At 57.1% G+C, this 23,880-nt stretch carries 21 protein-coding genes; 7 read left to right on the top strand and 14 right to left on the bottom strand.

Going from position 1 to position 23,880, the window contains the following annotated elements:
• Positions 1-22: 22 nt before the first annotated feature.
• The 5 genes from HMPREF1257_RS01560 to HMPREF1257_RS01540 all read right to left on the bottom strand — a co-directional run bounded on the left by HMPREF1257_RS01560 (position 23) and on the right by HMPREF1257_RS01540 (position 4,656).
• A complete protein-coding gene (locus HMPREF1257_RS01560; protein ID WP_023023112.1) occupies positions 23-763 on the bottom strand; it encodes a 1-acyl-sn-glycerol-3-phosphate acyltransferase in 741 nt (246 codons plus the stop codon).
• Positions 764-786: 23 nt separating this feature from the next.
• Positions 787-1,719 (bottom strand): ROK family protein, encoded by a 933-nt coding sequence (locus tag HMPREF1257_RS01555; RefSeq protein WP_023023114.1) that lies wholly within the window; start codon positions 1,717-1,719, stop codon positions 787-789.
• Between the two features lie 38 nt (positions 1,720-1,757).
• On the bottom strand, positions 1,758-2,861 hold the full coding sequence (locus tag HMPREF1257_RS01550; RefSeq protein ID WP_023023116.1) for a glycosyltransferase family 4 protein: 1,104 nt from the start codon (positions 2,859-2,861) through the stop codon (positions 1,758-1,760).
• Complete coding sequence (locus HMPREF1257_RS01545; protein ID WP_023023118.1) at positions 2,862-3,905, bottom strand: C40 family peptidase; 1,044 nt, start codon at positions 3,903-3,905, stop codon at positions 2,862-2,864.
• A 121-nt stretch (positions 3,906-4,026) separates the two neighbouring features.
• Positions 4,027-4,656, bottom strand: a complete 630-nt coding sequence (locus HMPREF1257_RS01540; protein WP_023023120.1) for a C40 family peptidase — start codon at positions 4,654-4,656, stop codon at positions 4,027-4,029.
• Positions 4,657-5,772: 1,116 nt separating this feature from the next.
• Here HMPREF1257_RS01540 and HMPREF1257_RS01535 point away from each other — a divergent pair.
• Positions 5,773-6,291 (top strand): hypothetical protein, encoded by a 519-nt coding sequence (locus HMPREF1257_RS01535; RefSeq protein WP_023023122.1) that lies wholly within the window; start codon positions 5,773-5,775, stop codon positions 6,289-6,291.
• A 607-nt stretch (positions 6,292-6,898) separates the two neighbouring features.
• On the opposite strand, the gene HMPREF1257_RS01530 is transcribed toward HMPREF1257_RS01535, so the two are convergent.
• The 6 genes from HMPREF1257_RS01530 to HMPREF1257_RS01505 form a co-directional block, all read right to left on the bottom strand.
• Entirely contained in the window at positions 6,899-8,521 is a 1,623-nt protein-coding gene (locus tag HMPREF1257_RS01530; protein WP_023023124.1) for a cytochrome bc complex cytochrome b subunit, read from the bottom strand.
• A complete protein-coding gene (locus HMPREF1257_RS01525) occupies positions 8,521-9,741 on the bottom strand; it encodes a ubiquinol-cytochrome c reductase iron-sulfur subunit (protein ID WP_034659105.1) in 1,221 nt (406 codons plus the stop codon). The genes HMPREF1257_RS01530 and HMPREF1257_RS01525 overlap by 1 nt, the downstream gene beginning before the upstream one ends.
• Positions 9,738-10,625: a c-type cytochrome gene (locus HMPREF1257_RS01520; RefSeq protein ID WP_034659103.1), complete on the bottom strand. Its 888-nt coding sequence runs from the start codon at positions 10,623-10,625 to the stop codon at positions 9,738-9,740. Before HMPREF1257_RS01520 ends, HMPREF1257_RS01525 begins: the two co-directional genes overlap by 4 nt.
• A 56-nt stretch (positions 10,626-10,681) precedes the next feature.
• Positions 10,682-11,293 carry a heme-copper oxidase subunit III gene (locus tag HMPREF1257_RS01515; protein WP_369707792.1) on the bottom strand — a complete coding sequence of 204 codons (612 nt, stop codon included), beginning with the start codon at positions 11,291-11,293 and terminating at the stop codon, positions 10,682-10,684.
• Positions 11,294-11,833: 540 nt separating this feature from the next.
• The gene (locus HMPREF1257_RS01510) at positions 11,834-12,265 is read right to left on the bottom strand and encodes a cytochrome c oxidase subunit 4 (RefSeq protein WP_023023132.1); all 432 of its coding nucleotides are present in this window, start codon (positions 12,263-12,265) and stop codon (positions 11,834-11,836) included.
• Positions 12,266-12,284: 19 nt separating this feature from the next.
• Positions 12,285-13,358 carry a cytochrome c oxidase subunit II gene (locus HMPREF1257_RS01505; RefSeq protein ID WP_023023134.1) on the bottom strand — a complete coding sequence of 358 codons (1,074 nt, stop codon included), beginning with the start codon at positions 13,356-13,358 and terminating at the stop codon, positions 12,285-12,287.
• 388 nt (positions 13,359-13,746) lie between these two features.
• Here HMPREF1257_RS01505 and asnB point away from each other — a divergent pair, with 388 nt between their 5' ends.
• Positions 13,747-15,669 carry an asparagine synthase (glutamine-hydrolyzing) gene (gene asnB, locus HMPREF1257_RS01500; protein WP_023023135.1) on the top strand — a complete coding sequence of 641 codons (1,923 nt, stop codon included), beginning with the start codon at positions 13,747-13,749 and terminating at the stop codon, positions 15,667-15,669.
• 92 nt (positions 15,670-15,761) lie between these two features.
• On the opposite strand, the gene HMPREF1257_RS01495 is transcribed toward asnB, so the two are convergent.
• On the bottom strand, positions 15,762-16,106 hold the full coding sequence (locus HMPREF1257_RS01495; protein ID WP_005283948.1) for an iron-sulfur cluster assembly accessory protein: 345 nt from the start codon (positions 16,104-16,106) through the stop codon (positions 15,762-15,764).
• A 142-nt stretch (positions 16,107-16,248) separates the two neighbouring features.
• Here HMPREF1257_RS01495 and HMPREF1257_RS01490 point away from each other — a divergent pair, with 142 nt between their 5' ends.
• Positions 16,249-16,929, top strand: a complete 681-nt coding sequence (locus HMPREF1257_RS01490; RefSeq protein WP_034659101.1) for a DUF3043 domain-containing protein — start codon at positions 16,249-16,251, stop codon at positions 16,927-16,929.
• A 12-nt stretch (positions 16,930-16,941) separates the two neighbouring features.
• On the top strand, positions 16,942-17,718 hold the full coding sequence (locus HMPREF1257_RS01485; protein WP_023027915.1) for a nicotinate-nucleotide--dimethylbenzimidazole phosphoribosyltransferase: 777 nt from the start codon (positions 16,942-16,944) through the stop codon (positions 17,716-17,718).
• A 45-nt stretch (positions 17,719-17,763) separates the two neighbouring features.
• Here the strand turns inward: HMPREF1257_RS01485 and HMPREF1257_RS01480 are convergent, their stop codons facing one another.
• Positions 17,764-18,858 (bottom strand): branched-chain amino acid aminotransferase, encoded by a 1,095-nt coding sequence (locus HMPREF1257_RS01480; RefSeq protein ID WP_034659188.1) that lies wholly within the window; start codon positions 18,856-18,858, stop codon positions 17,764-17,766.
• Between the two features lie 105 nt (positions 18,859-18,963).
• Here HMPREF1257_RS01480 and HMPREF1257_RS01475 point away from each other — a divergent pair, with 105 nt between their 5' ends.
• Complete coding sequence (locus HMPREF1257_RS01475) at positions 18,964-20,460, top strand: leucyl aminopeptidase (protein ID WP_023023143.1); 1,497 nt, start codon at positions 18,964-18,966, stop codon at positions 20,458-20,460.
• Between the two features lie 38 nt (positions 20,461-20,498).
• Positions 20,499-21,035, top strand: a complete 537-nt coding sequence (locus HMPREF1257_RS01470; protein ID WP_023023145.1) for an isochorismatase family protein — start codon at positions 20,499-20,501, stop codon at positions 21,033-21,035.
• 5 nt (positions 21,036-21,040) lie between these two features.
• Here the strand turns inward: HMPREF1257_RS01470 and HMPREF1257_RS01465 are convergent, their stop codons facing one another.
• Entirely contained in the window at positions 21,041-21,451 is a 411-nt protein-coding gene (locus HMPREF1257_RS01465) for a hypothetical protein (protein WP_023027914.1), read from the bottom strand.
• A 125-nt stretch (positions 21,452-21,576) separates the two neighbouring features.
• Between HMPREF1257_RS01465 and sucB the strand changes: the two genes are divergently transcribed.
• Entirely contained in the window at positions 21,577-23,700 is a 2,124-nt protein-coding gene (gene sucB / locus HMPREF1257_RS01460; RefSeq protein ID WP_023023149.1) for a 2-oxoglutarate dehydrogenase, E2 component, dihydrolipoamide succinyltransferase, read from the top strand.
• Positions 23,701-23,880: the final 180 nt, after the last annotated feature.

The following is a 23,880-nucleotide window of genomic DNA, read 5'->3' as shown; positions in this document are numbered from 1 at the left end:
AAGCGGGCCTGAGGAATTGCAATTACCTCCCTTTAATCTCCGCACCGGCGGGGTACCCGTGGCCGGCCTTTAATGATTCCTTTACATCAGCCGCATAGACATCCACATAGGGATTGCCGGAGAGCTCGGCTAATGTCCCCATGACCATGTCCGTGAACGCGCGAATGGTCTCGTGCTGCTGCGGATCCATGCCGTGTTCGCGCGCCCAATCGTGCGGGTAAATGGGGTCTCCCACGCGCACTCCCACCTTGGCGGGACGGACAATCCACGAGCCGATCGGGTTAGCCTTGCGGGAATTGATCATGGCGATGGGATACACCGGCTGATTGGTCTCCATGGCAATACGCCCCATCCCGGTACGCCCCTTGTACACACGTCCATCAGGGGACCGCGTGCCCTCTGGGTAGATACCAAAGAGATCACCGCGCCCCAAAATTTTCCGCGCGGTCTCGAGCATGGCCTGGCTGGCTGATTCATGATCCCGCTCGATGGGAACTTGCCCGACGGAGCTAAAGAACCATTTCTGCATGCCGCCCACGAGCCCGGGGGTGGTGAAATACTCCGACTTGGCCAAAAAAGTAATTTGGCGCGGGCACAGCAGGGGGAAGAAGAAGGAATCCATCACCGCTTGATGGTTAGACACCAAAATCGCGGGTCCCTCAGCAGGGATTTTTTCCATCCCTTCTGACCAAGGGCGGTTCCATACACGCAGGGCGGGACCGAAAAAGATGTGCTTAAACGCCCAGTACCATTTGTTTTTCATCTCCAGCTCGTCCTTCGCTCATTCTAGTGGCCGCGGCGGGCCAGGTCAGCTACGCCAATCATACCTGCTGCCGAGCCCAATTCCGCGGTTGCAACGCGAGCAAGGGGACGATGCCCAGCACCGACGATATCCCGGCTCATGGCCGCGGTGGCTTCCTCTAAGTACATATCTGCGTCTTGGGACACCCCGCCGCCAATTACAATGAGCTCTGGATCGAGCACATCAGCCACGATGGATAGGCCTTGACCCAACCACTGCCCAAAGTTCTCCATTACCGCAATACCGAGTGGGTCTCCCCCACGCGCCGCGCGTGCAACCTGCTCACCGGTGGGATACGGCGGCAAGGAGGTCTCATAGTCTGACCGCAGTTCGCGCGCGGTATCCGGCAGGGCCGTGCCAGAGGCATAGCGCTCCAAGCAGCCCCGTTTGCCACACGAGCACTGCCTGCCATTCGGCACCACAACGATATGGCCAAATTCCGGAGCCGTTCCAAACGCGCCGCGATAGATGGTGTCTTGGGTCATCAAGGTAGCGCCGATGCCGGTGCCGACCGCAAAAAATACCCAATCCTTCGCGCCACGCCCCGCGCCAAAACGCCATTCTCCCCAAGCTGCGGAATTGGCATCATGCTCCAGCCGGACGTGCAGCCCCAAGCGCTCCGCGAGATTTTTCCGGACGGGCGCATTCCGCCACGGTAGGTGCGGGGCGAAGCGGACGGTCTCACACTCTGGATCCAAAAATCCTGCAACGGCAAGGCCCACCGCGCCCACGGGATATTCGGCGCGCAGCTCCTCGACGATTGCCACCAAGTCATCATCAAGTTGGCGCGGGTCCCCCGAGGTTGGCATAGTGCGACTCGCGAGGATTTCCCCGTCTCGAGTAATTACTCCACCGCGCACATTGGTGCCACCGACATCGAAGCCGATAGTAAGATCGGCGGAGTTGTTTTCAAGCATGGATATCAGAATATACCGACAACCGGGCCAGGGTCACATCAAGCCATAAGCTTTCTCAGCCGTTGCCCCATGATCTCCCAGCTCCAGTGCTTTTCGACGTGCCTGCGACCCGCCTGCCCCATACGAGTACGCATTTCTGGCGAGCGCAAGAGCGCTTTCAAAGCATCCACGAGCTCATCAACGGACGCGCCCTTGACGACGATCCCCGTCTCCTCCGTAACAGTCTCCGGTGCTCCCCCAGAATCACCTGCAACAACCGGGACCCCGCATGCTTGTGCCTCTAAGTAGACAATTCCCAGGCCCTCCACGTCCAAGCCTCTGCCGCGGGTGCGAGCTGGCATGGCAAAAATATCCGCAGCATGAAGCGCGGTTTCAATGCTGGGGGCCGGCTGAATCACCGCATCGGGGCAATACATCTCCGCCAATTCTTGTAAAGCATCGTGATAACGCCCGCGCCCAATCAACATCAGCTGCGCATCGGGAAATTCTTCTCTGACCTGCGGCATTGCCCGCAATAATTGGTCTTGGCCCTTGCGCGGGACTAACCGGGAAATGCAGACGATGGTAGGCCCGCTCACCCCGAACTCCGCCTTCGCTGCTGCGCGCTGGGCAGGGGTTACGGGAGAAAGCGTTCCAAGGCTGACCCCAGAAGGCAAATGAGCCCACTCTGGGTGTGGGCCAAAAGGCCCGCGCAGGCGCCGCAGAGTGTAACTCGAGATATATGTAATGACGTCGGCGTTATTTCCTATCAACCGCAGGCACTGCCGGGCCAGCGGGACCATAGACCAGCCCACCTCGTGGCCATGCGTCGTTGCCACCACGCGGCGCGCCCCTGCTTGGCGCGCGGCCTTGCCCATGAGCGCCAGCGGTGCTGCCGCACCAAACCACACAATGTCAATGGATTCTTGCCGGATAATCTCCTGCATGCGGCGTGTGGTTGCCGGGGTGGGCAGCATCACGCGGTGTGGCCACCGAATGACTTTATAGGCGACCGAGGCGTCATAGTCCTCGGGCGGCTCTTGGGTTGAAGCGAATACTACGACATCGTCTGGGTCGAGCGCTTCTAGGTAGTCCCGCAGGTAGGACTGGATTCCTCCGACTTTGGGAGGAAAGTCATTCGTTACCAGCAGTATGCGGGCCACTTAGAATCGTGCAGTCCCCGAAATAGGCATCGAGTTAAGCGGTACGACCTGCACCGGCACGCCGTAGGTCGAGGCGTGTACTACCTGGCCGTTGCCAATGTACATACCAACGTGGGTAACTCCTGGGTAGTAGCCCACGATATCGCCAGGCTGCAGCTGGTCAACCGGCACGGACGTACCACCGGAAATTTGTGCCTGCGAGGTGCGCGGAATGGTCTTTCCAATCTGCTGGTATGCCCAATACATCAGGCCAGAGCAGTCGAACTGGTTCGGGCCGGCAGAACCCCAGCCGTAGGGCGAGCCCAACTTGGACAGAGCCGCAGAGCTAGCGCCATCGGCGATCTCTCCCAAGTCGAAATCCGGCTTATCCGTGCCACCGAATTGTCCTTCCCAGGCCTCCCGCTGCTCATCGCTCAGCGCATCCACCTGAGCTTCGATGTCGGCCTGCTGCTCCTCCAACGCGTCCTTTTGCTTTACCAGCTCATCGCGCTGCTTTTCGAGGTCCTTCTTTTCCTCGCGCACCTTTTTCGCAGCGTCAGCGGCTTCTTGCTGAACCGCTTCAGCCGTTGAGGCGGCATCCGCCTTGGCATCGAGGGTACGTTGCGCCTTGCGTGAAAGCGCGCCCAAGTACCCCATGCGCTCTACGGCGTCTGCTGGGTCTTCTGCGGCCAGAGCACCTGAGACAGCAGAACGGGAGTCTCCCCGGTAACGAGACTGTGCCAAATCGTCCACGCGGCCTTGCTGCGTAGAGACATCTCCCTGCGCGTCGTGTACGCGTTCTTGGGCCTCAGCAGCGTCTTGCTCCGCCTGAGCGACCTCTCCTTCCTTAGCCGCAAGCTTATCTTCTAGCTCTTTGACTTCCTCATTCTTGGCCGAGACCTTACGAGCGACCTCTCCGACGCGATCCACCAGATCGTCTATGTTTTCAGAGGTAGATTCTTGGTTCGGTTCCGCCTCTTGCGCGATAACCTGCGGGAGGCCAGAAAGAGAAGTGACGGCGAGGACTGCGGTTAATGCAGCAGCTGGGAGCACACGTTTAGACACGAGAAGACCTTCAACTCAAAGTTTTCAAAAATCGAATTTACTATAGCGGGTTTTAGCCGCCGTTGCACAACAAAACCCTTCCCTTTTACGCAAAGGGAAGGGCATGTCATCTCACTGCCAATTAGAAACGCACAGCGTTGTTAATCGGCATGTAGTTCAAGTCGCGCTCCTGCACAGGGGTGCCGGAGTTCAGCGCGTCGATGATGGTGCCGTTGCCGGTGTAGATACCGACGTGGGAAGCGCCACCGTAGTAGGAAATGATGTCACCAGGCTGGAGCTGGTCCAAGGAAACAGGGGTGCCGCCAGCGGCCTGAGCCTGGGAGGTACGCGGAATCTGAACGCCAGCCTGGGAGTATGCCCAGCTGGTCAAGCCGGAGCAGTCGAAAGCGTTAGGGCCAGCAGCGCCGTAAACGTACGGCGAGCCGAGGACGGAGCGTGCAGCTTCCAGAGCCTTCTGACCAACGGTAGACGGCGCCGGAGCAGCCTGCTGCTCTGCAGCAGCGACGAAGTTGTCGCCACCTTGGTTGGAAACCTGACCCAAGGAGGGGACGTACTTGTCAATGTTTGGGACCTGGTCAATGTTCGGGACGTTTTCCAGACCGGCAACCTCGAAACGGTAGTCGGTATTAGGAACAACGACCTCGGCAGCCTGAGCGACGCCTGGGGCGGCGACAGCTGCGGTTGCAGCGATGGCTGCAGTAGATGCGATACGACGGGTATTTACAGTGCCCTGACGACGGTGCTTTGCCACGAGAAAAACTCCAAATCTTCCTACGCGTCTACTTTCCATATCGAAAAGCTCTGACCCTGGGGCCTAGTGTTCATTGGAGGACCGTTCCTTTAGGCCTTCCTCCACTCGGCCCCTCACTAGGAGGAGCCAGATGCGACGCTTTAAATTTTCATTTCGTATTGAGCACCTTTTCGGGCGGTAACTCAATGTCTCGAATAGGTTACGAAATCATCACAATCAATGTCCATTCACGATCCCGGATCCGGCTTCGTTACACGTTCGTTACCTTATTTTGACCAAGCCGAGACAAAGGCTTCATATCGAACATTCAATAAAGCTATTACTGAATTTTAGCGGCTATACACTGCAGAAATGGCCGAAAGTCGCACACGTTAAGGCCATCAAGGCGACATTTGGAGTCAAGGTTAAAAGCGCGCAAAATTCTAAACGTGACTTTCCTCACATATCCTTAGGAGTGGTCCCTTCCGTGTCACCAACCCAATTCTTTAACAGTGCCTCTTCATTCGGCAATCTCCCTAACCGCAGCCGGCGACTGGCTGACTTTGCCTGGAATATGCGGAGCATAAACTATGCTCCAGCCCCCTCCCGCGACTCAAGACCAGTTGTTGCCCGTCTATACCCCGCCCTCCAACGTGCAACATCGGAACACCCCCTCTATGCCGCGAGGTTCTGCGGAAAAGCGGTTTTCTTAAGCTCAATAAAAAACTTGTCTCCCCGCCCCACCGTGCCGCATGAGTTCTCCTACTATCCCCAAAAATTTGCAGCTTTATCTTCGCTTATAACGAACTAATTGGCGTCAACCCCAGCAAAATTCCCTGTCGCCCCCGTACATGTATGCAGCAATGGCGTCAGTCATCTTAGCTACGCTAATGGCACCTGCGCGACGGCAGTTATGGGTACACGCGATCCCAAGTGCCCGGTTCTACAACCGCATTGGTCGCCGTAAACGATGCATCAACTATCCCACAATGCGGAAGTACCCAGGGCTTAGGTTTGTTAAGCTGAAAATTAGCTGTCCCCAAACTGAAATTCAGCTGAAACTTCGCAACTACTACATTACCGTGACTGGGGAGTCATGGATTGCTACACAATTTACTTAAAAGAATGGAGAAGAGAATGCGTAAATCGCTTACTCTAGGAGGCGTCTTACTGGCCACTTCACTTGCAATCACTGGCTGCGGGTCCTCTGGAGGGTCAGAAAAGGCTCTAAAGAATGCCGCCGACGAGCAATTGGAAGTTCACACAAGCCTGTTGGAAGCTGCTCAGCAACACCAATCTGGCGACAGCAAAAAGGCCGAAGAATCGGCACACGACTGGGTAGACCAAGCTAATGAATTCCAGACAGATTATCTCTGTAAAGGGCAGCGGAACACAGTATCCCCAGATGAAGTTGTTGCAACAGTCCAAAGCATGAATCCCTCAGATGTTCCAAGTGAAGACGAGCTCGAAGAGCTAAGGGACAAGAAGGACGATGCGGTCAAAGATCTAGAAGAGTCTGAGTCCTCGTCCGACGATGAAGCCTATGTGACTTCAGATAACGAAGAATTTGCAGACTATTTCAATACCAGTGAAATTCAGTTGAAGAAGGAAGATGGAGACTGGAAAGTTTGCGACAGTTCTTTCCAGCTCTTCTAAACGGTACTCCGGAGAATCAGTTGTTGCTTGTTGCCTTCTCATAAAGCAATATTTGGACTACGAGATTGATGTAGCCCATTGATCGTTGGGGTTACTCTCATCGACTCGCTAACAAAGTAGAAAAGGCCCCCGTTGTATCGGATATAGGCCAGCACTACTCCCCAACAAAAGCATCGGATTCAGACGCCAATCGCACCGATGCTTTTGAATACTGCCTGACGAATCCAGTTGGCTCGCCAGGCAGTTCTTTAGTTTGCTCTCGAGATCATCAACCATGCGCATTAGGCGCGAAGTAGCCAGCTTTTACGCAAGCTTTCGCGGGGAAACGTCTGCAGGCCTTCAGCAAGAGCTGAGACTATATATTTTCATTACTGAGATCGCTTAACCGGCGAACTTCTCGCAGCCTCCTTAGAAATCAGTGCGCGAAGTTACCTCTTCCAATCCATACGCACCAGCCTCCTGAAGAAGGGCCTGCGGTAAAGAACTAAGACAGCAGGACCGCCCACATCAAACAATAGATTCAAAACAAATAAGCCCGCTGGCCGCCTAATTTCTGGCGACAGCGGGCTTATCTAGTGAGCGTGTATCGAGCTACCCCAAGGGAAGATTAGATGCGGCCGTTTTCCTCGTCATCACGACGATTAGCCTCATTGAGGCGGCGGAACATCTCCGCTTCCTCTTCGTGGTTCTCCTCGTGAATCTCGTGAACGCGACGCATGAGTTCCGGATCATCCGGGCTGAAGGTGCCCTGAATCTCGGAGTCCGCGTAACCAAGGTGGTTAAGTTGCTTTGGCACCTGAGCGCCTGCGTACTCAAGCGGTACTGCATGGCCGTCCTCGTCAACCGGGCCAAGCGGCTGGTGGACTTCAATAAAGGCACCATTAGGCAGCTGCTTGATAACACCAGTAGCGATACCGTGTTCGAGCACCTCACGGTCAGAACGCTGCAGACCAACACAGATGCGGTAGGTCATGAAGTAGGCAATCGGCGGCAAGATAATCAAGCCGATACGTCCCACCCAAGTCATCGCATTCAGCGAAATCTGGAAGAAGTGCGCAACGTGGTCGTTACCACCGGACAAGGTGACCAACAAGAAGAACACGATTGCTGCAGCACCAATTGCGGAACGGGTAGGAACGTCACGCGGACGCTGCAGAAGGTTGTGGTGCGCATCGTCACCAGTGAACTTCTTCTCCAAGAACGGGTAGGTGATTAGCAGTACGACCATCAGGCCACACAACAACGCGACCCAGAAAGCGGAAGGAATCGTGTAATTGCCCAAGTACAGCTCCCAAGCCGGCATGACACGAGCCACACCGTCTGTCCAGAGCATGTAGATATCGGGCTGGGAACCTGCAGACACCTGGGAGGGGTTGTACGGACCCAGCAACCAGATAGCGTTGATGGTTAGCAAACCGGACATCAGAGCCAGCACACCAGCGACCATCATGCCCATACCAATTGCCTTAGTTGCAAAGACCGGCATAATGCGGACACCGACAACGTTGTTTTCTGCGCGACCCGGTCCAGGGAACTGGGTGTGCTTCTGGAACCAGACCATGATCAAGTGGGCTGCGATAAGGCCCAAGATGATGCCTGGGATGACCAGAACGTGGAGGATGTAGAAGCGGTCCAGCATCAAGTCGGACGGGAAGTCGCCGTTGAAGATGGCCCAGTGCAACCAGGTGCCGATAATCGGCAGCCCCAAGATGATGGCGGACATAATGCGCAGACCGACACCGGAAAGCAGGTCATCCGGCAGGGAGTAACCGAGGAAGCCCTCGATCATGCCCAGCAGGATAAGGGTGCAACCAATAATCCAGTTGGCTTCGCGCGGACGACGGAAAGCACCGGTGAAGAAGATACGCAGCATGTGCGCAACCATCGACATCATGAACAGCAGTGCAGCCCAGTGGTGCATCTGGCGAACGAAGAGTCCGCCACGTACCTCGAAGGAAATATCAAGGGCCGTTGCGTAGGCGCGCGACATCTCAACGCCGTTCAGCGGTGCGTAGGTGCCGTCGTAGATGACCTTCGTAATGGAAGGGTCAAAGAATAGCGCCAGGTATGTACCGGTTAGTAGAAGAATGATGAAGCTGTACAGCGCCATCTCACCGAGCATGAAGGACCAGTGGGTCGGAAAGACCTTGTTCAGCTGCGTCCTTAGCACGCCGGCGGCGCTGTAGCGCTCGTCCATGTTGTTGCCCATTTGGGCGAGTTTATTGCTCATTATGACTTACGCTCCCAGAATGCCGGACCGACAGGCTCAATGAAGTTGCCTTCTGCAACAAGGTAGCCCTCATCGTCCACCGTGATGGGCAGCTGTGGCAGAGCACGGGCGGCCGGGCCGAAGACCGGCTTACCGTAGTGCAATGCGTCGAACTGCGACTGGTGGCAGGGGCACAGGATTCGGTTGGTCTGTGCCTCGTACAACGACGTTGGGCAACCAATGTGAGTACAAATCTTGGAGTAGGCGTAGTAATCGCCGTGGTGGAAGTTTTCCTGCCCCTCACGCTCGATCGCCTTCTGCGCATCGGAGTGGCGCAGACGAATCAACATCACAGCGTTGCGGTTGCCGTGGATGGAGTGCATGTGGTGCTCGTATACGTCGCGCTTAGCGTCGTACTGGTCACCATCGTTGACGTCTTCTTCCGCGAGCGGGAAGACGGTTTCCATACCGCCGGCAGCCAAGTCCTCGGGGCGAACGCGCACTAGGCGGGTAACGCCTTCGGTGGTGTAGTGTTCGCCGGACTCGCCGGAGTGCTTCTCAGCGATGGTGCCGGTGTCACGAGCGAGGTAAAGCTTTACGCCTTTCTCGTGCATCGTCCAGCCGGAGGTCCACAGCGTGCCGTCACCGGCGTAGTTCACCTCGTGGCGAACCTTCCATGGATTGCGGATTGCGCCGGCAAGCGGGGCGATAACAGTCAAGCCGAAGAGAACGCCTGCACCACCGAGCAGACCTTGGATGGTCTTGCGGCGGCCGAGAGTGGAGGTCTTCCAAGAATCGTTCAAGAGAGCGGTAAGAGTACGGCGGTCAACTTCTTCGGAAGGACCATCGTGGCGACGCTGCACGGAGATTTCTTCCGGCAGGATCTTCTTCACGTACTGAACGATGGCAAAGCCGAGTCCGAAAATGGACAATGCAGCGGTAATACCAAGCAGCGGGGTGTAGAGAGTGTGCCAGACGAGGCCGTCCTCCCCTAGCTGCTTGTACTGCCAAGGCCAGAAGAGGTAGACGCCCAAGAAAGCCAATCCGCCGATAACGGAGAGTGCCAGCCAAATGGCGACATTGCGACCCGCACGCTTTTCCGCGGGGTCACCTTCAACCGGGAAACGCTCCTTGCGGAACGCTACGGTGACATCATCGAGCTCGGTACCAAGTGCAGCAAGTTCATCATTGCTCATCTTATCGAGCTCTGCGTCAGTGTAATTCTTTTTCACATTGCTCATGAGCGCGATCCAATCCACATAGCAGCGGCGCACAGTGCGCTGATACCAATAATCCACATTGCCAGGCCTTCAGCCACTGGGCCGAGACCGCCAAGGTCCCAACCGGCAGGAGACGGAGTCTCTTCTGCAGACTTCAAGTAGGCGATGATGTCCTTCTTTTCATCTGCAGTCAGCTGACGGTCAGAGAACTTTGGCATGTTCTGCGGACCAGTCAACATTGCCTGGTAGATTTCCTGCTCGTTAGCAGGTGCCAGCTCCGGGGCGTACTTACCGGAGGACAGCGCGCCACCCTGACCGGTGAAGTTGTGGCAGGATGCGCAGTTCATGCGGAAAAGCTCAGAGCCCTTGGCAACGTCTTCGGCCTGAATCTGGCCGTTGTAGTTGGCGCCGCGAAGGGATTCTTGGGCGATGCTTCCATCGTCGTTGTAGACAATGTCTGCGCCGCCGCCGTTAGCAGCAACATAAGCGGCCAGCGCCAAGGTCTGCTGTTCGGTGTAACGAGGAGCCTTGCGCTCTGCCTGTGCGTCGTTGGACATCATCGGCATACGGCCGGAGTGAACCTGGAAGTACACAGAGCCGGCGCCGATACCTACGAGAGAGGGGCCACGGCCTTCGATGCCTTGCAGATTGGCACCGTGGCAAGTGATACAAGCGGTGCCGTAGATGTCCTTACCCTCTTGCACGAGGGCTTGATCATCTTTTTCCGCCGTAGCGACCTGAGCGTCAGGCGTCAAGGCAGAGGCCAAGACGCCAGCGCCGGTCAAACCGATGGCCAAAGCAAAGCCACCTGCAAGGGTGCGCTTCGCCTTGCGGCGACGGCGGGTCTTCTTAGCCGAGGCAGTGGTCTGCTCCACTGCCGCGGACTGCGAATTGTTATCCATCATTTTCCTTTAGATAACTCGAACACGGGAGGACTGTTTTGGGGAGAGGGTCGCCGACACTACTGAATCAAGTAGATAACGGTGAACACACCGATCCACACAACGTCAACGAAGTGCCAGTAGTAGGACACTGCCATCGCGGCGGTAGCCTGTGCCGGCGTGAATTTAGACTTAGCGATACGCGCCAGGATGATTGCAAAGGAAATCAAACCGGCGGTTACGTGCGCAGCGTGGAAGCCGGTGATGATGTAGAACACCGAACCAAAGACGCTGGACTGTACCGTCACGCCTGCGTGAATCAACTCAGCCCACTCAAACGCCATGATGCCCAGGAAGACAACACCCAATACCAGCGTGATGGTGTACCAGAGTCGAAGCTTGTAAACGTCACCCCTTTCTGCGGCAAACACGCCGAACTGCGAGGTCACGGAGGAAGAAATCAACACTGCAGTAATGAGAAAGCCCATTGGCAGGTTGATATGGGCAGTGTGCTCTGCCCAATCGCCTTCCTGGCCGTTCGCTCGCGAGGTGAACCACATCGCGAACAGTCCGGCAAAGAACATCAATTCCTGAGACAGGAACACGATGGTGCCCACGCTGACCATATTGGGTCGGTTCAGCGAGGCAACACGTGGTGCTGTCATACCTTGGTTAGAAACTACGCTCGTCACAGTGGTAATTATGGCTGTTCTGGACGCTAAAGTCACTTCAATTCCCCCCGCTTCCTCTATTCGGTTTTCACTAAATTGCCAGCTACCGATAAGGAATATCTTGAGGCCTATCAAGATTAATAACGCGGGAACTTTTTGCATTCTTTTACGACGGGACATCAACGCAGGTGACGCCCTTAAACTTCATCTATGGCCACGATGCCCACCGTTTCAACTACCTCGCTCACGTTGATTCGACCCTCTTCCGCAACCGGTTTCAGCAAATTTCTTAGAGAGATAAATCACACGGCGGTTTCCGGGGAAAATCGCTCTTTTGCAACTTTCGGTTGACCCCCGCAGAAATTGCGGTTTACGTGCTACGATGCGCTTTTGCTGCCCACTTAAAGCCTGGGCGCAGCCCCTCTCCCCCTCCCATAAAGAAATTGTGGAACCTCGGGAACTTTTCTATTTGATTTACGACGCGGATCGCCAAAGCCCTCCTCACCACGGCGTGGTGAGGAGGGCTGAGAAGTTTTGGCAGTGGTTGCGACTAGCTAAGTACTAGTGCTTTTCCTTAGGCAGGCCATACTGCAGGGACAGGCCGGCGCAAGCTGCAATCAAGCAGACAGCGCCCAAGGCGATGAGCCAGTAGTAAAGGAAGATGACGCCTAGGCCCAAGAAACCGATGGAACCAGCCATGGCCAGTGGCCAGATGGAGCTCGGCGAGAAGAAGCCCAAGATACCAGCGGAGTCTTCGGTCTCTGCTTCTTCCCAGTCTTCCGGTAGAACGTCGCTGCGGTTATCGGTGAAGTGAAGGTAGCCGCCCAGCATAAGGCAGAGCACGACGGAGAGGAACATACCCACGATGCCAACCCACTCGGCGCCGTAGAGGTAACCATCATCCTTCACGAGGGTGACGCCAAAGATATAAACAATCAGCGAGACGAAAAGGTAAGTCGCGATTGAGTAAAAGACTTTCGATGTTGCACGCATTGTGTAATGTCCTTATCTCTTATGCCGCGGTCTTGACGGAGTTGTCACCATCGGCGGTGTCACGCTCGCCGGAGAACGGGTGGGTGGTAACTGCGTACGGATCCTGGCCAATTTCCTTCAACGCCTCAGCGTTGGTGGCATTCGGGTTCTTCTCACGGAAGTCCATGTAAGCATTGAAGTCCTCTGGGGACACAACGCGAATCTCGAAGTTCATCATGGAGTGGTAGGTACCGCACATCTCAGCACAGCGGCCAACAAAGGCGCCTTGCTTATCAATCGATTCGATCTGGAAGCTGCGCTCCTGGGCGTTGGCCTCAGGGTGTGCGTACACGTCGCGCTTGAACAAGAACTCCGGTACCCAGAACGCGTGAGAAACGTCAGCGGAAGCCAGACGGAACTCGATGGCGGTATCGGAAGGAAGCACCAGAACCGGAACCTCTTCGGTGGAGCCTACGGTCTCAATCTTGTTGTAGTTGAGGTAGGAAAGGTCGCCCTTGGACTTACCGTGAATTGGGTTGGGGTTGTCCACACCCTCAGGGTCATGGGCGGTCTTTTCCGCTTCAGCCTGACGCGCTTCGTCCGCACCGTTGTAGTTCTCACCATTGACGTGGTTCTCGGCGTAGCCGAACTTCCAGTTCCACTGGAATGCCGTGACGTCAACGGTAACCTTTGGATCCTTATCCAATGCGGTGACCTTCTGCTGGGTCTGCACCGTGAAGAAGAACAAGGTCATAATGATCAAGATCGGAACGATGGTCAGCACCATCTCCAATGGCACGTTGTACTGCGTTTGGCGCGGGAATTCACCCTTGCCATCTCGCTTGGCCTTCTTCGCGCTCCAGCGGAAGATTGCAGTAAGGAAGAGGCCCCACATAACGAAGCCGACAATCCAAGCTGCTACCCAGACCCAGATCCAGAAGTTGTACATTGCCTCAGCCTCAGGGGTCACACCCTTTGGCCAACCGAATCCCAGGAGGTTCTCTACAGCAGTTGGCGCCTGAACGTCACAACCAGCCAGGGCGAGACCGCCTAGGGCAAGTGCGCCAGCTACGCCCGCCTTACGGGCGAAGGTGCGCTTATTACGCTGTCCCACGTGTGTTCTGCCTTTCTGTCCACACAAACTTCTCGAATACTCACAGAGCACCCTTACCCAATCAGAATAATGGATAAATGCTTGGTTCCCAGCCTTTTTGAAGCTTTAAAGGAGACCCAGGGCGCTCAATTTATATCCACGATTCAGTAGGTTACCGCCCCACCTGCACAATGTTCCAACCGCACCCCCTGTCTGCGCCTTCACCATGTGCCTTAACTCACAGGGTGCTGTTCCAGCCATCATCCGAAAGTTCGCACCCTTACGGGGAAGCTTAATTTAAGCTTTTCTACAGCTTCTTCCAAACCGTGGCGCTTTCTGGTTTCCACCCCGCGCACCGTAAAGTAGGACAACGAGCACTAGTCGCTTAATTAAAAGGAGCTATCTTTACATGTGCGGACTTCTTGGCATGCTCGCGGCCACCGGTAACGTGGACAAATATGTCGACGCGCTGGAGCGGTCACTTCCTTGCATGCACCACCGCGGACCGGACGCAGCCGGCACTTGGCATGATGGCGACGCCGCCTTCGGCTTTAACCGCCTGTCCATTATCGACTTGGAACATTCCCACCAGCCCCTGCGCTGGGGCCCGGAGGACGAGCCTGAACGATATGCCCTTACGTTTAACGGCGAGATCTACAACTACGTTGAGCTCCGCGAAGAACTTAAGGCTTTGGGCTACACCTTCTATACGGAAGGCGACGGCGAGCCCATTGCGGTGGGCTACCACCACTGGGGCAAGGACGTCGTTGAGCACCTCCGTGGCATGTTTGGCATCGTCATTTGGGATACCAAGACCAAGACAATGTTTGCCGCGCGCGACCAGTTCGGCATCAAGCCGCTTTACTTTGCCACCACGGACGCTGGCACGGTCTTCGCCTCCGAGATGAAGTGCATCCTAGACATGGCTGAGGACATTGGTCTAGATCTCAGCCTTGACCGACGCGCCATTGAGCACTACGTAGACCTACAATACGTACCGGAACCGGAATCGTTGCACGCCAATATCCGCCGCGTGGAATCCGGCTGTACGGTCACCTTGAAGCCGGGCGAGGACGTCGTATCCGAGCGCTACTTCAAGCCACGTTTCCCGGTCCAGCAGGTGCCTGAAGGCGAAAAGCAGCAGCTTTTTGACCGCATTGCAGAAGCGCTGGAGGATTCCGTCGCCAAGCACATGCGTGCCGATGTCACCGTTGGTTCCTTCCTCTCTGGCGGCATCGACTCCACCGCCATCGCTACCCTGGCCAAGCGACACAACCCAGATCTGCTGACCTTCACCACTGGTTTCGAGCGCGAAGGCTATTCCGAGGTGGACGTGGCCGCAGAATCGGCGGCAGCCATCGGCGTAGAGCACATCGTGAAGATCGTCTCGCCGGAAGAATACGCCGAGTCGATCCCAAAGATTATGTGGTACCTGGATAACCCGGTCGCCGATCCTTCCCTCGTGCCGCTGTACTTCGTGGCCCAAGAGGCCCGCAAGCACGTCAAGGTGGTCCTGTCCGGTGAGGGTGCCGATGAGCTTTTCGGCGGCTACACCATCTATAAGGAGCCACTGTCGCTCGCGCCATTCGAGAAAATCCCTTCTCCGCTGCGCCAGGGATTGGGCAAGCTTTCCCGCGTGCTGCCGGAAGGCATGAAGGGCAAGTCCTTGCTCAACCGCGGCTCCATGACCATGGAGGAGCGCTACTACGGCAACGCACGCTCCTTTAACTTTGAGCAGATGCAGCGCGTTATCCCATGGGCCAAGCGCGAGGGGGATCACCGCGAGGTCACCGCGCCCATCTATGCGCAGTCGGAAGACTTTGACCCAGTAGCCCGCATGCAGCACCTTGACCTATTTACCTGGATGCGCGGTGACATCCTAGTCAAGGCTGATAAGATCAACATGGCCAACTCCTTGGAGCTGCGCGTGCCATTCCTAGATAAGGAAGTATTCAAGGTCGCAGAATCCATCCCGCATAACCTGAAAATCTCCCACGGCACCACCAAGTATGCGCTGCGCAAGGCCATGGAACAGATCGTCCCCGCGCACGTGCTCAACCGCAAGAAGCTGGGCTTTCCGGTTCCCATGCGCCACTGGCTCGCCGGCGACGAGCTCTACGGCTGGGCGCAAGACACCATCAACGATTCCCAGACCGAGGACATCTTCAACAAGAAGGAAGTTCTGGAGATGCTCAAGGAGCACCGCGATGGCGTCTCCGATCACTCCCGCCGCCTGTGGACGGTGCTTTCCTTTATGATCTGGCACGGCATCTTTGTGGAAAAGCGCATCGACCCGCAGATTGAACAGCGCGACTACCCGGTCAAGCTTTAACCTGGGCTGGGTAAAGTTCCACACCGAGCTTTAAAGACATAAAAAGAGGGTGAGCGCCGAGAAGCACTCACCCTCTTTCTTTATCCTTCTGTTTAGTTGAAGGAATCGCCACACGCGCAGGAGCCGGTGGCATTCGGGTTATCGATGGTAAATCCCTGGGACTCGATGGTGTCAGCGAAGTCGATCTTGGCACCGGTAAGGTACGGCACGGACATCTTGTCCACGACGAGCTTGATTCCACCCACCTCGTCGACCTTGTCGCCATCAAGGCTGCGGTCATCGAAGTAGAGCTGGTAGCGCAGGCCAGCGCAGCCGCCGGGCTGCACTGCGATGCGCAGGGAGAGATCGTCGCGGCCTTCCTGATCAAGCAGGCCCTTTGCCTTTGCGGCTGCGGCCTCGGTCAGAATGACGCCGGTTTCGGAAACTGGAGCGGTCATCACTTCTCCTCAAATGTGTCTTGGTTGCGTAGCCACTACCCTACCCGCATCTACGAGGAGGGAAAAGGTAGCCCATAGTAATAACAACGCCGTGGGCGGGCCTATTCCCCTCTTGGGGCCGAAACCTTGTAGTCTGATCAGCGTGAAACTTCCGTGGCAAAAAGATGACAAGACCTCCCCTGAACCCGCTCCCGCGCAGGAAGAAGTTCAGGAAGAAACCCACCGCAAGGGGTATACCCCTCCGAAAGGTCGTCCCACGCCAAAGCGCCAGGAACAAGAAATCGCGCGCGGCGTAAAGCGCGATCCACATGGGGTATCCGATGCGCAGCGCTATAAGCGCCGCAAGGAACTCAAAAAGTCCATGAGCAAGGACGAGTGGAAAGAATATAAAAAGCAAGAGCGCAAGGAGCGCAACCAGCGCAACCGCGAAAGCCAAGAGCGCATGGCTGAAGGCGATCCGCGCTTCCTCCCAGCCCGCGACCAGGGTGAAGAGCGCGCCTACGTGCGAGATTGGATCGATGCCCGCCGTACGCTTTCGGAATGGGTAATGCCGATGGCGCTTGCCCTTATCGTCGTGGTCTTTGTGACCTATGCGGCTCCAAGCATCGCCGGCCTCATCAATGCGATTGCGATGGTGGTTATCCTCATCTTCGCCATCGACGGCATCTGGCTGGGCCGCCGTGCTAATAATGCTGTCCGCAAGAAGTTCCCCGGAACCACCGCCACCGGCTTTGGCCTGGGATTCTACGCATTTTCCCGCGCCAGCCAGCCCCGCAAGTGGCGCATTCCTCGCCCGCGCGTAGAGCGCGGGGCCGACGTTTAAGGAAACACGCTGATGGCTGATTCCTCGCAGCTTTATCCCTACGGCCGGCTAAGCGATGCCGCACAGTGGCTAGCCGCCTGCCAGGATCGCTCCCCCGCCTCCGAGCCACAGCGGGTGCGGGCCATCATCTTCACCGAGGATGGTGAGGAGATCCCACAGGCCACGGAGACCGCCGCACGGCGGGTTGAGGCCAGCATTAAATCCGTCACGGTGACGGATTGCTCCTCGGCCTATGACCTAGGCGTGCAGGCGGCGGATGCGGAAATCGATGGTGGTGCGGATCTGCTTATTCCGGGCGGCATCGACAGCACGCAGGTTGCCGCGGCCGTCATGGGTGTCTTGGCGCAGGAGGAACCGGTGGTGGTCGTCGGCAAGCAGCCGAGCGTCGAGGCTTGGAAGGCCGAGGTTGCGGCCATTCGCGATTCCATGTTTCGGATGCGCGATCTGACTGGGCGGGAGCTCATTAAGGCCTGCGGCTCCCCCGTATTGGCCGCGCTGGTGGGCTTTATGTCCCAGGCGGCTAGGCGGCGCACGCCCCTGCTTGTCGATGCCCCCTTAACCGCCACCGCCACCGTATGCGCCGCCGCAGACACGCGGATCCACGACTGGATCCTTGCCACCAATATCACGCCGCAGCCAGCTCACGGGTTGGCCTTAAAGAAGCTGCGGCTGAAGCCCCTATTGGATCTGCAAATGGAGCCAGTACCGGCGCTCGGCGCCTTGTCTGCCCTACCCCTTTTATTGTTGGGCGTAGAAATTACCGCGGACGCCGCGCAGGCAGAGGCCTAACTGCGCGGCGCAGGTCCTCCTCGCGCAGCGTTTCACCGTGGCGTGCTAGACCAAATTGTGCAACCAGCCGTGGGCATCCTCCACAGCACCGCGCTGGATACCGGTCAGGCGCTCGCGCAAAGCCATGGAGACCTCGCCGGCCTCGTTATTGTTAACGCTGAAATCGGTATCCTCACCAAGGATGCGCCCCACAGGCGTGATGACGGCGGCGGTACCGCAGGCAAAGGCCTCGGCCATCTTCCCTGATTCCACATCTCGCTGCCATTCTTCGGCGGTAATGCGCCGCTCGGTAACCTTGTACCCCATGTCTTCAGCGACCTGCAGCAGGGATTGGCGGGTAATACCGGGAAGCAGGGAACCGGATAGCGCCGGGGTGACGATCTCGGCGTCGTCGCCGGTGCCGTAGACGAACATGAGGTTCATCCCGCCCATCTCTTCGATATACCGGCGTTCGATGGCATCCAGCCACACCACCTGGTCACAACCCTTTTCTTCGGCCTGGGCCTGCGCCAACAAGGAGCCAGCGTAATTGCCGGCGAATTTCGCGGCACCGGTTCCGCCCGGCGCGGAGCGGACATAATCGGTAGATAACCACACCGAAACAGGCTTAATGCCGCCGCTAAAATACGCACCGGCGGGCGAGGCCAAGAGAATGAAACGATACGCATTAGCCGGGTGAACGCCCAGCGATACCTCGGTAGAAATCATAAAGGGGCGCAGGTAGAGCGATGCTTCCCCGCCGGCCTCTGGAACCCAGCTCTTATCGATGTCCACCAGTTGGCGCAGCGCCTCGATGAACTCTTCTTGCGGTAGCTCGGGCATCGCCAAGCGCTGCGCCGAATTAATAAAGCGTTGCGCGTTTTGATCGGGGCGGAAGGTCACGATGGAGTCATCGGGCTGGCGGTAGGCCTTAATGCCCTCGAATACGGCCTGGCCGTAGTGGAAGACGTTGCTCGCCGGGTCCATCGTAAGCGGACCGTAGGGACGGACCTGTGCATCATGCCAGCCCTTGTCCGTGGACCAATCAATGGTAACCATGTGGTCCGTAAAGTACTGGCCGAAGCCTGGATTGGCCAGGATTTTATCTAAATCTGCTGCCGCCGTTGGCTGATTCGTACGGGTAATCGTGTAATCAAGCATGCCCACAATCTACTCCTTTTATCTATAGCCGGGTAGGAATATGTTCACTTTAGCGCGGTATTATGGGCGAAAGTTTCATTAGTACCAATTAAAAAGGAGGATATTATGTCTCAGCACGCTGTACCCGCACGTGGGGAATTTCCGGAACTTACGCTAGAAAAGAAGGCTCCGAAGAACACGCAGGCCCTACTTATCGCGGCATTCGAAGGCGAAGATGGCATTGAGCTTCCAGGAACCTCGCTGCTCAAGTCAGCCGAGCTGCGGGAAGCGTACGAGTCTCTCATTGCCGTGGGGGCAACCGGTAAGGCCAACGAGGTCACCCGCATACCCGCCCCCAAGAAGGCGGAGGCAGATTCCGTCATTGCCGTCGGCCTCGGCGATGCAGAGGACCTCGATGCAGAAACCTTGCGCCGCGCCGCCGGCAGCGCCGCACGCTCGATTTCCAAGCTGGAAGAGGTAGCCACGTCCCTGGGGGATTTTGGAATCGCGCCCACTGTAGAAGGCCTCATCTTGGGCGGCTACAAGTTCAAGGGGCTGCGCTCTAAGCCCGGCAAGGATTCCGAGCAGCCCGCCGCTTTTACCGTGGTGGCAGAAAAGTCCGCGCGCGAGGAGCTCGAGGCAGCGAAGATCACCGCAGAATCCGTGCTCATTGCCCGCGATCTGGTCAATACCCCGTCGAACCTGCTGTACCCAGAGTCTTATGCAGACTTCCTCTCCGCCCAAGCTGAAGAGGTAGGCCTCGATGTAGAAATCTTGGATGAAAAGGCATTGAAGAAGCAGGGTTTTGGCGGCATCACTGCGGTTGGTCGCGGTTCCGCTCGCCCACCGCGCTTGGTGCGCCTGAGCTGGAGCCCAAAGAAGGCAAAGAAGCACGTGGCGCTCGTGGGCAAGGGCATCACCTTCGATACCGGCGGCATTTCCTTGAAGCCAGGCTCTGGCATGTGGGACATGATTTCCGATATGGGCGGTTCCGCTGCTATGGCCGCCTCCATCATCGCCGCGGCAAAGCTCAACCTGCCAGTGAAGATCACCGCTACCCTGCCGCTGGCGGAAAACATGCCAGGCGATAATGCTACCCGCCCGGGCGATGTCATCACCCACTACGGCGGCATTACCTCTGAGGTACTCAACACCGATGCAGAGGGCCGCTTGGTGCTTGCCGATGCCATCGCGCGCGCCAGCGAGGATAAGCCCGACTTCCTCATCGAAACCGCCACGCTGACCGGCGCCCAGATGGTCGCCTTGGGCGGGCGCACCGCCGGCGTCATGGGTTCGGAGGACTTCCGCGACCGCATGGCCAGCATCGGCCGCGAGGTAGGCGAAAACGCATGGGCCATGCCGCTATTGGAAGAGCACGATGAATCCGTGAAATCCGCCAGCGCAGATATCCGCAATATCAACGCCAAGCGCGAAGGCGGCATGGAATACGCCGGTACTTATCTGAAGCACTTCGTAGGCGAGGGCATCGAATGGGCACATATCGATGTCGCTGGGCCTTCCTTCAATACCACCGGTGCCTATGGCTACACGCCAAAGATGGGTACGGGCGTTCCTACCCGCACCGTCATCGCTGCCCTGCGCGAGATTGCTGAATCAAAGTAATACCCCGCGCCGCCGACTGGGCATAAAATAGCGGAGTTATGAACACTGCTTTAATCATCGTTGATGTCCAACACGATTTTTGCCCAGGCGGCGCGCTCGGCACCGATCGCGGCAACGAGGTTGCGGAGAAGATCGCTTCTTTGCAGACCGAGTATGACACCGTCGTTGCCACGCAGGACTGGCACATCGATCCGGGTTCCCACTTTGCGGAGGACCCGGATTTTGTCGATTCTTGGCCGGTGCACTGCGTTGCTGATTCCTATGGGGCCCAGATGCACGAGGCCATCGGGCCTGCGCAAGCATATTTCCGCAAGGGCGAATACACCGCGGCATACTCCGGTTTCGAGGGCGCAGCGAACGGCGTTTTGCTCGCAGATTGGCTGCGCGAGCACGCGATCGACGCAGTAGACATCGTCGGCATTGCCACGGATCACTGCGTGCAAGCAACCGCAGCGGATGCTTTAAAGGAAGGTTTTTCCGTCCGCGTCTTAAGCGAGTACTGCTCCCCTGTGGATCCGGACCGCGGGGATGCCGCCCTGGCAAAGCTAGGAAAGGCCGGCGCCACCATTATCTAGGCCAATTAACTTAAGTCTTGCCCCGAATCAGGGTTCTCCCCGCGTTCAAAGCGGGCGCGGCGAAGGCGCTGTTCTTCCCTTTTACGCAAGATACGTTGGCGTTCCATGCGCTCGCGCATGCGTTGGGGGTACCCGGTTTCTTCGACATCAAAAACGTCGCATTGCAATAGTTTTCCTACCGCGTCAATCCCCTTCGGCCCGCCGATGCGCCGGCGAATAAACTCACCATTTTCATCCACCACGACCACGGACATTTCATTGACCACGGTCTCAGGCTCGATAAATGCCTCGACAAATGCCTTATCGGCCGCCCACATTTTGAGCTCTTGTTCATCTTCTGGGCGAATAGTTTCTCCCGGACCGCGGGGCGGTCGCAGTGGCGATCGGGACTTATTGCGGCGGAAGAGGTTGAACATAACCCACTAGTTTACCCGCATGGAGGGTATTACTAACCCCACTACTGCACGATGACGGGCATCACGCTGTAAGATTGTGCGGTAGCGATAGAATACTTCCAACTTTTCGAGGAGTCTTAAAACTCATGGCGAACTCCGTTGAGATGCCCGAGCTGGGCGAGTCCGTAACCGAAGGCACCATTACCCAGTGGCTTAAGTCCGTCGGCGACACCGTCGAGGTGGACGAGCCTTTGCTCGAGGTCTCCACCGACAAGGTCGACACCGAAATCCCTTCTCCCGTGGCCGGCACCATCCTAGAAATCAAGGCCGAAGAAGACGACACCATCGAGGTCGGCGAGGTGATCGCGCTCATCGGTGATGAAGACGAGGCTGGCTCCTCTTCCGATGATTCTGATGACTCCGATGACGATAAGTCTGAGGACAAGGAAGAATCCAAGTCCGAGGAGAAGGAAGAAAAGGACGAGAAGAAGTCTGGCTCTAGCTCCCAGGCTTCTGGTGAGACCACCGATGTGGAGATGCCTGAACTCGGCGAATCCGTCACCGAAGGCACCATTACCCAGTGGCTCAAGTCCGTCGGCGACACCGTCGAGGTAGACGAACCACTGCTCGAGGTCTCCACCGACAAGGTCGACACCGAAATTCCTTCCCCCGTCGCCGGCACCCTGGTAGAAATCCTCGCCGAAGAAGACGACACCATCGAGGTCGGCGAAGCCATCGCCCGCGTCGGCGACGAAAACGCCGCACCATCCTCCGACGACTCCGACTCCGACGACGACAAGTCCGAAGACAAGGAAGAAACCAAGTCCGAAGACAAGGAAGAAACCAAGTCCGAAGACAAGGAAGAGTCCAAGTCTGACTCCTCTGCCAAGTCCTCCGGCGAAGCCACCGATGTGGAGATGCCTGAACTCGGCGAATCCGTCACCGAAGGCACCATTACCCAGTGGCTCAAGTCCGTCGGCGACACCGTCGAGGTAGACGAACCACTGCTCGAGGTCTCCACCGACAAGGTCGACACCGAAATTCCTTCCCCCGTCGCCGGCACCCTGGTAGAAATCCTCGCCGAAGAAGACGACACCATCGAGGTCGGCGAAGCCATCGCCCGCGTCGGCGACGAAAACGCCGCACCATCCTCCGACGACTCTGACGACTCCGACTCCGACGACGACAAGTCCGAGGAAAAGAAGGAAGAGCCTAAGTCTGACGAGAAGAAGGAAGACAAGGCCCAGCCTGCCAAGGAGGAGAAGAAGGAAGAGCCGAAGCAGGATTCTTCCCTGAACACCTCCACCAAGGTCAACAACGGCGATAACGTTCCATACGTGACCCCGTTGGTGCGCAAGCTGGCTGATAAGCACGGCGTAGACCTCAGCTCCATTGAAGGCACCGGTGTGGGCGGACGCATCCGCAAGCAGGACGTCCTTGCAGCTGCTGGTGAGGGCGATGCGAAGGCATCGGCAGGCGAAGATAAGAAGACTGCTGACTCCCCACGCGCACGCTGGTCCACCAAGTCCGTGGATCCGGAAAAGCAGGAGCTTATCGGTACCACCAAGAAGGTCAACCGCATCCGCGAAATCACCGCTACCAAGATGGTGGAAGCGCTGCAGATTTCCGCACAGCTTACCCACGTACAGGAAGTCGATATGACTCCTATTTGGGACATGCGCAAGAAGAGCAAGCAGGCGTTCATTGATAAGTATGGCGCCAACCTGTCCTTCCTGCCGTTCATCGTGAAGGCCACCACGGAGGCTTTGGTCTCCCACCCGAACGTGAACGCCTCCTATGACCCAGAAACCAAGGAGATGACCTACCACGAGGATGTCAACGTCGCCATCGCCGTAGACACCCCGAAGGGTCTGCTCACCCCGGTCATCCACAAGGCACAGAACCTGTCCTTGCCGGAAATCGCGCAGCAAATTGCAGAGCTGGCTGATAAGGCCCGCAATAACAAGCTGAAGCCAAATGACCTGACCGGTGCCACCTTCACCGTGACCAATATCGGTTCCGAGGGCGCCCTGCTCGATACCCCGATCCTGGTTCCGCCACAGGCCGGAATCCTGGGTACCGCGGCTATCCAGAAGCGCGCTGTGGTGGTCAACGAGAATGGCCAGGATGCCATCGCCATCCGCCAAATGTGCTTCCTGCCCTTCACCTATGACCACCAGGTCATCGATGGTGCGGATGCAGGCCGCTTCATCACCACCATCAAGGACCGCCTGGAGACTGCAGACTTCGAGGCTGACCTCGATATCTAAAAGCAGTTAGCTAACTGGCATACCTCCCGTTCCTTCTACTCGAAGGGGCGGGAGGTTTTGTCATGCCTGGGGTACCGCGCGGGGGTGTAGCGCGTGAACCTCCGCCACAGATATCAGACGAATTTTATCCCGGCACTACAAGACATATTTCACTAATTGGGAGGTAAGCAGGCTACAACA

The sequence above is a fragment of the Corynebacterium sp. KPL1814 genome, from assembly GCF_000478175.1.
In the GTDB taxonomy this organism is placed as follows: Bacteria; Actinomycetota; Actinomycetes; order Mycobacteriales; family Mycobacteriaceae; genus Corynebacterium.
Note: the sequence above shows the minus strand (reverse complement) of the source record. Positions and strands in the feature narration are given on the sequence as shown.